General features: G+C 40.0%; 6 protein-coding genes. All 6 read right to left on the bottom strand.

Features of this window, described 5'->3' with window-relative positions; all coding sequences use genetic code 11:
• Window positions 1–109: 109 nt before the first annotated feature.
• Window positions 110–862: a prepilin peptidase gene (locus JCM9140_RS15425; protein ID WP_034748443.1), complete on the bottom strand. Its 753-nt coding sequence runs from the start codon at window positions 860–862 to the stop codon at window positions 110–112.
• Window positions 863–932: 70 nt separating this feature from the next.
• On the bottom strand, window positions 933–1400 hold the full coding sequence (locus tag JCM9140_RS15420; RefSeq protein ID WP_034748440.1) for a prepilin-type N-terminal cleavage/methylation domain-containing protein: 468 nt from the start codon (window positions 1398–1400) through the stop codon (window positions 933–935).
• A 175-nt stretch (window positions 1401–1575) separates the two neighbouring features.
• On the bottom strand, window positions 1576–2781 hold the full coding sequence (locus tag JCM9140_RS15415; RefSeq protein WP_034748437.1) for a type II secretion system F family protein: 1206 nt from the start codon (window positions 2779–2781) through the stop codon (window positions 1576–1578).
• Window positions 2782–3822 carry a type IV pilus twitching motility protein PilT gene (locus JCM9140_RS15410; RefSeq protein ID WP_034748434.1) on the bottom strand — a complete coding sequence of 347 codons (1041 nt, stop codon included), beginning with the start codon at window positions 3820–3822 and terminating at the stop codon, window positions 2782–2784.
• Window positions 3823–3842: 20 nt separating this feature from the next.
• Entirely contained in the window at window positions 3843–5504 is a 1662-nt protein-coding gene (locus JCM9140_RS15405; protein ID WP_034748430.1) for a GspE/PulE family protein, read from the bottom strand.
• Between the two features lie 12 nt (window positions 5505–5516).
• Window positions 5517–6884 carry a VanW family protein gene (locus JCM9140_RS15400; protein WP_034748427.1) on the bottom strand — a complete coding sequence of 456 codons (1368 nt, stop codon included), beginning with the start codon at window positions 6882–6884 and terminating at the stop codon, window positions 5517–5519.
• Window positions 6885–6900 lie beyond the last annotated feature (16 nt).

Below are 6900 nucleotides of genomic sequence, written 5' to 3'. Positions count from 1 at the left end.
TCTCACCCCTACCTCTATTTCCCGCAGGAGTCGAGTGGCTTGCGCTTCATTACACTTAGAGGAAAAATGATATTCATAGCAGTAGTCTTTATGCTAAGAGACTTTTTTATTATAACTGATTCATATACCAGGATAGTAGAGATTCACCAATGAAAATACTGGTAAGGGCTCCGATGACGATAAACGGGCCGAATGGAATTGGCTCGCCTCGTTTGACTTTTTTTAGTGACATTCCGATAACACCCACAACCGCCCCTATTAAAGAAGCTATAAAAAGTGTCAGTAGGACGAGCTTCCAGCCGAGAACAAACCCTAAAACAGCAAACAGCTTAATGTCTCCCCCACCCATGCCACCGTTGCTCACGATCGCAATAAGAAGCAATACTGTAAATCCGACCACTGCTCCAACGATTGGCTCCCACCAAGGAGTGGATGGAAAGATAACGTGATAGATGATAAAGATTGCTCCAAAAAAGAGCAGCACTTTATCAGGAATAATCATATAAACCAGATCCGATACGAGAATAATCATAAGTAGCGAACAAAACAACAACAATAAAGGCAGTTCCTTTGACCAGCCCACTGCTAAAAATGAGATCGTAAAAAGCACTGCAGTTGAGAGTTCAATAAAAGGATACAGAAATGAAACCGACGTCTTGCATTTACGGCAACGACCGCGGAGAAATAGATAGGAAAGAATCGGAATTAGATCAAATGGACGTAAGGAATAGCCACAAGTGGTGCAATGTGAGCCTGGTGTTAGAATAGACTCGTTTTTTGGAATACGTAGGCCTACGACGTTGAAGAAGGAGCCGAAAATGAGGCCGAAGATAGCGAATATAATTATGTGTACTAGTTCCATGTATTAATCCCTCGCTTTTTAAATGAGCTGAAAGCTCTCACGAGGAGAGCTTTCATAAAATGAAATTAATTTAAGGAAGTGTTACATTATCACGATCTAATGCGTTAGGATCATCTGAAGTTAAGTACGTATGGGCACTACCACTTTCAGGTGCATTTGCTAGTGTAACTTGGAACGTAAGACCATCATTTGTTCTAGTAATTACGACTTGCGATGCATCACCATAAATAGTCCCACTTGGGTCCGATACTGTTTCAAGATACCCTTCTCCAACTAAAGAATCCTCTGAAGCATGCTCATTAACTCTAATTGTAACTGGATTAGCCAACGCAGGATTCTCAGAAGTTACATACAACCTAGCAGCATTTGCTACTTGTTGAGCATTTGCAATATGAGCGTCTCGTTTGGAGTTTTCCATGATATTTCCAATCGCAACAATTGCAATCCCTGCAATAATCCCAATAATGACAATAACAACGAGCAACTCAATCAACGTTAAACCACGTTGATCTTTTAATGCTTTCATTCGTTTTAACATGTTTTACATTCCCCACTTTTTTTTCTGGAATTTTTTTAATAGTTAGGTAGTTTCAAAAGAGTACGGAAAAGTTTGAATTATGATGACTTGGATTAATTGTGACAACAATCTTTCTCTTTCGTCTAACCTGCTCCTATTATACTACCTATCGACAAAAATAAATACATCCTTTGTGCTAAATTTCGCTATAAATTTGAAACATTGGAACCATAATCGCAATGACAATTACACCAACAATTGCGGCCAAAAATACGATCATAAGCGGTTCTATTAAAGACTTCAAGCGGTCTGTCATATTTTCTACTTCATCTTCATAAAAATCAGCTACTTTTGAGAGCATTAGGTCAAGAGACCCAGTTTCTTCCCCTATTGTGATCATCTGGATGACTAGAGGAGGAAAGACCCAAGAGGATCTCATAGGGGCCGTTAAGCTTTCCCCTTTTTCTAACGACTGGCGAGAGGTGCGTAAGATTTTCGCGATGACTTCATTTCCTACCACTTTTTCCACAATTCCAACTGCCTGTAAAATCGGAACCGAGCTTGAAAAAAGAGAGCTTAGGGTTCGAGTCAATCTTGCAAGTGCTGCTAATTGAAACAACTTTCCAAAAATCGGCATTCGCAACAAGCTATAATCTAAATAATAACGAGTATCAGGATTTTGTTTCAAAACTTGTAGTCCAATGATTAGCGCAATGACGAATAAAATGAGCAACCACCAAAATCCTTGAACAAATTCACTTGCATTCATCACAAAAACGGTAATGCCTGGAAGCTCTCCTCCCAAATCTGTAAGCATGTTCGCAAATGTTGGAACAACCGACACTAATAGGAAGATAACAACCGCAACCGCAACAATTCCCACAATAACCGGATAAGCTAGTGCCGAGATGACTTTTTGTCTTGTTTTATGCTGCTTTTCATAATAAATAGCTAATCGATCAAGCGCTTCGTCCATCGTTCCACTTAGCTCTCCTGCTTTGATCATGTTAATAACAATCGGTGGAAACACTTTTTTGTATTTGGCAGCTGCTTCTGAAAACGGAACGCCTGAGCGGAGCTCGTCTTCAATTGACTCAAGTGTTTTACGTAAATGTTTGCTGCTCGTTTGTTTAGAAAGAATTTGCGTTGATTCCACAATCGAGACACCTGCTTTTAGCAACGTTGAAAACTGCCGAAGAAACACAGAAAAATCTTGAAGTCGAACCGGATTCCCAAATGTGATTTCTTTATTTAAACCAGTGGCTTTCGTCTCTTCTAATTCCTGAACAGCAATTCGACGCTCTTTTAATTTAGCTGCAGCTTCTCGTTTCGATTGGCCGACAATCGTCCCTTTTTTAATCCGGCCCGTTACATCACGACCGATATATTTGTACTGTGCCATTTACGTGTTCTCCTTTTGTAAATAAGGCTCAGCCACATCCGCTGTTATTTTTTGTTGCGTTAGCAATTCTTTAACGGACATTTCCAAAGTATGCATTCCACTTGATTTGCTCGTCTGCATCACATTGTGGATTTGATAAATTTTCTCATTGCGAATAAGATTTGCTACAGCTGAATTGTTAATGAGTATTTCCGTTGCCGCACACCTGCCTGTCCGATCACTCGTCACAAACAAACGTTGAGAAATAACAGCCTTCAATACTGTGGCTAGTTGGATTCGGATTTGTGCCTGTTGAATGGGCGGGAATACATCAATCATGCGGTCAATTGTTGATGGACCACTCGTTGTATGTAATGTTCCTAACACTAAATGACCTGTTTCAGCTGCTGTAATGGCAGTTGAAATTGTTTCTAGATCTCGCATTTCCCCTACTAAAATGACATCTGGGTCCTGCCTAAGCGACGCACGCAATCCGTTGACAAAATTATTTGTGTCAAAACCAATTTCTCGTTGATCAATGATGCTCTTTTGATGTTTGTGTAAATACTCAATTGGATCTTCGAGTGTAATAATATGGCGACTCATATGATGATTCATATAGTTAATAATCGCAGCAAGTGTCGTTGATTTCCCACTACCCGTTGGCCCCGTTACTAAAACAAGACCTTGGTGAAGCGAAGCGATGTTCTCCAAAACAGAAGGCATATTCAGTGATTGTAAACTCGGAATCTCTGTTGGAATGACTCGAATTGCAAGACTTAGGCATGAGCGTTGATAATAGGCATTAATTCGGAAACGAGAAACTTGAGGAATTCCATACGAAAAGTCGACTTCGCCTTTTTCTTTTAAACTATCTTTTTGCGTTTCTGTTAATAAGGCCATCGTCATCGATTCTGTATCTTTTGGAAGCAGTTTTTCTTTTCCGTAACGCTTTAGTTCACCGTTGATGCGAAAAATGGGCGGAACACCTACTGTCAAATGTATATCTGATGCTTTCAGTTTCCATGCAGCTTTAAGTAAATGTTCAATTCGCTCTTTCATATGCTCTTCCCCCTTCCCTTTTAATCTCCGCTTACAACACGTAGGATCTCTTCTGTTGTTGTTACACCTTGTTTTACTTTCAAGAGCCCGTCATCGATTAAAAAGATCGTTCCCGCTTGAACGGCATACTCTTTTATGTCATTAATCGAACGATTGTTCATAATCATCTTCTTCATCATCTCATCAACAACTAGTATTTCATGAATAGCGAGACGCCCTTTGTATCCGGTCATATTACACGTTGGGCAGCCCTTGCCTCGACTAACGCTCGTCACTTTCATGCCACGATTAGCAAAAATGTGTTTCTCTCTTTCAGTTGGAGCAACATCTTGGCGACAATCACGGCATATTCGTCTAACTAAGCGTTGCGCTACAACCCCACTTAAAGAAGACGCTACAAGAAACGGTTCAAGACCCATATCGATTAAACGAGTTACCGTACTAACTGAATCGTTCGTATGAACCGTGCTTAATACAAGATGTCCTGTTAAGGAAGCTCGAACAGCAATTTCGGCTGTTTCTGTATCCCGGATTTCCCCAACCATTACAATGTCAGGGTCTTGCCTCAGAATGGCTCTTAATCCTGCTGCAAACGTCATCCCGACTTTTGTGTTCACTTGAATTTGGTTGATGCCCTCTAGTTGATACTCTACTGGATCTTCAACAGTAATTATATTGACTTCTTCTTTATTTAACCTGTTTAAACTAGCGTACAACGTAGATGATTTACCGGATCCAGTCGGGCCCGTTATTAACACGATCCCCGTCGGCTTTTCAATCATTTCATTAAAACGGTTCAAATGAACCTTATTAAATCCAAGCTTATTAATATCATTAATCGATGCACCTAGATCCAAAATACGCATAACAACCTTTTCACCAAAAACCGTTGGAAGCGTAGAAACACGCAAGTCAACGGGGTGAAAGTCTAGGTTCACTTTGATTCGTCCATCTTGTGGAATGCGAGTTTCTGTAATATCGATATTCGCCATGATTTTAATTCGGGCAACAAGTACATTTTGCATATGTTTTGGCAAAACACGTTCCGTTTTTAAGAGACCATCAATTCGGAATCGGATAATCACTTTTGTTTCTTGGGCATCAAAATGAACATCACTCGCTCGTTGTTGAACAGCACTAAGCAACAATTGATTAACAAGCTTGACAATGGGTGCCTCTTCATTCGTTACCTGTTCTTGTTCTTGCTCACTAACTGGATTTAGATCATCCATTAACTCATCGACTGCATCAACTGTGTCATAGTATTTATGAGTTGTACGAATAATATCATCTTTTGTTGCAATCGCAACGTCAATCTGGAAGCCAGTCGACAAACGGAGCTCGTCTATAGCGTAATAATCCATTGGATCAGCCATTGCAACGAGTAACTTCTCGCCTTCCCTTTTTAATGGCATGATGAAGTTTCTAGTTGCCATTTCCTTTGAGACCATTTTTATGACATTGGGATCAATGGGATAGCGAAACAGACTAACGTGAGGAATTCCTAATTGAAATTCAAGAACTTCGATTAACTGTTGTTCTGTAATAAAACCTTGTTGAAGCAGTGCATCTCCAAGCTTTTGCTTATCCGTCTTCTCATTCAGTGCTTGTTCAAGTTGCTCAACCGTTATCAGACCTGATTCAACTAGTAAGTCCCCTAAACGTTTCCTCATTTTTGCCATCTCGTATCACCTCTACTCTTCTCCCTTTTTTGGGACGGAGTTATTTCCTTCTCTTTCGTTCGAACCGTTACCTGACTCGTTATCATTTAATGTCTCATCTGGCCCTGAATTTGCTCCATTGCTTGTATCTGTATCCGTTGAAGTACGTTCGTCTGAGTTCGTGTCATTCTCATTAGATGTCTCATTTTGTTCATTTTCATTCGTTAATCCATTTGAAGACGAGTTTGACTCTTGATAGTGCAAGCTTCTCTCAACAATTCGATGAACTGGACGATAGAAGTCTTCAGCTAAAAGGGTACGTTCCATAAAGACACCATTTGCATCAAGTTGTTTCCGGTATATTTTTGCAAAATATCCATCGCGACCATTTTCTATCGTTCTCGTTGCTCCTCTAGCTAAATCAGGAGAGTAGCGTAAAATAGTTCTTGGCTTAAGGGTGCGTTCATCGTCTATCTCTACCTCATACGTATACGTAAAAGGTGCTCCAGTGATAGAAGCATATAATGTATTTGATTCAATTCGTAGTTTAATAGAATAAGGAAAAGGATTTGGATTCGTCACAACAAAATCATGATGTTCATCTACATATGCTTCAAAACCTACTTTTGTGTAGACAGGCTTTGATTGGCCGATTGAACGATCAACAATCTCAAAGTTCGTTTCGACAATTGCTTGATAAATAGCTGAGGATACAATTGAAATGGCATAATTATTTCTTGTGGGCAAGTTCAAGTGCGCAAGAGCCTCGTTCATAGAAAAAGATTGATTAGGATTCAGTTCATACCCATCTATCTCATCAATAAGATTCTCCAATTCACTGAAACTCGCAACCTCCAAGGAAGCACGAGCTACTTCTACCTCCTCGACAGTCGCTGCTAATCGAAATGATCTTAAGTCGATTGTGATTGGATGATGAGGGAGTAGAGCAACTTGCTCTACTAAACTTCTTTGAAGCTCCTCATATTCAATTAGGTCTTCTGCATGAAGAAAGGCATCCACTTCTTCTTTGAGCAAGGCAGCGTTCACTCCTACATGCAATGAGTGTTGACTACCTTGCTCAACCCCACTTATGGATTCTGGAACAAAAAACTCAAAAATTGATACTGGTAACACCGCTTCTTCCCAATAAAAATCCAAAGTAATAAGAGCATTTTCTTGCCAGCGACTTACTTCTTCCTCCAACCGTTTTATTGCTTCTTGTTCAGATAGCCCTTCAATGTTTGTTGATGCAATCATTGTATTAGCCTCATATGTCTGTCCACCAGCAATATTGATAACAGAAGTCGTGCTGACAGAAAAAAGTAGTACACTTAATGTACTGACACCTAGAAGCATGAGTGTCTTAATATAGGATAGTTGATTCGTATTGTTAACACCCATTTATACCGCCCCTTAA

Source organism: Halalkalibacter wakoensis JCM 9140 (assembly GCF_000513095.1).
Classification (GTDB): Bacteria; Bacillota; Bacilli; order Bacillales; family Bacillaceae_D; genus Halalkalibacter; species Halalkalibacter wakoensis.
Note: the sequence above shows the minus strand (reverse complement) of the source record. Positions and strands in the feature narration are given on the sequence as shown.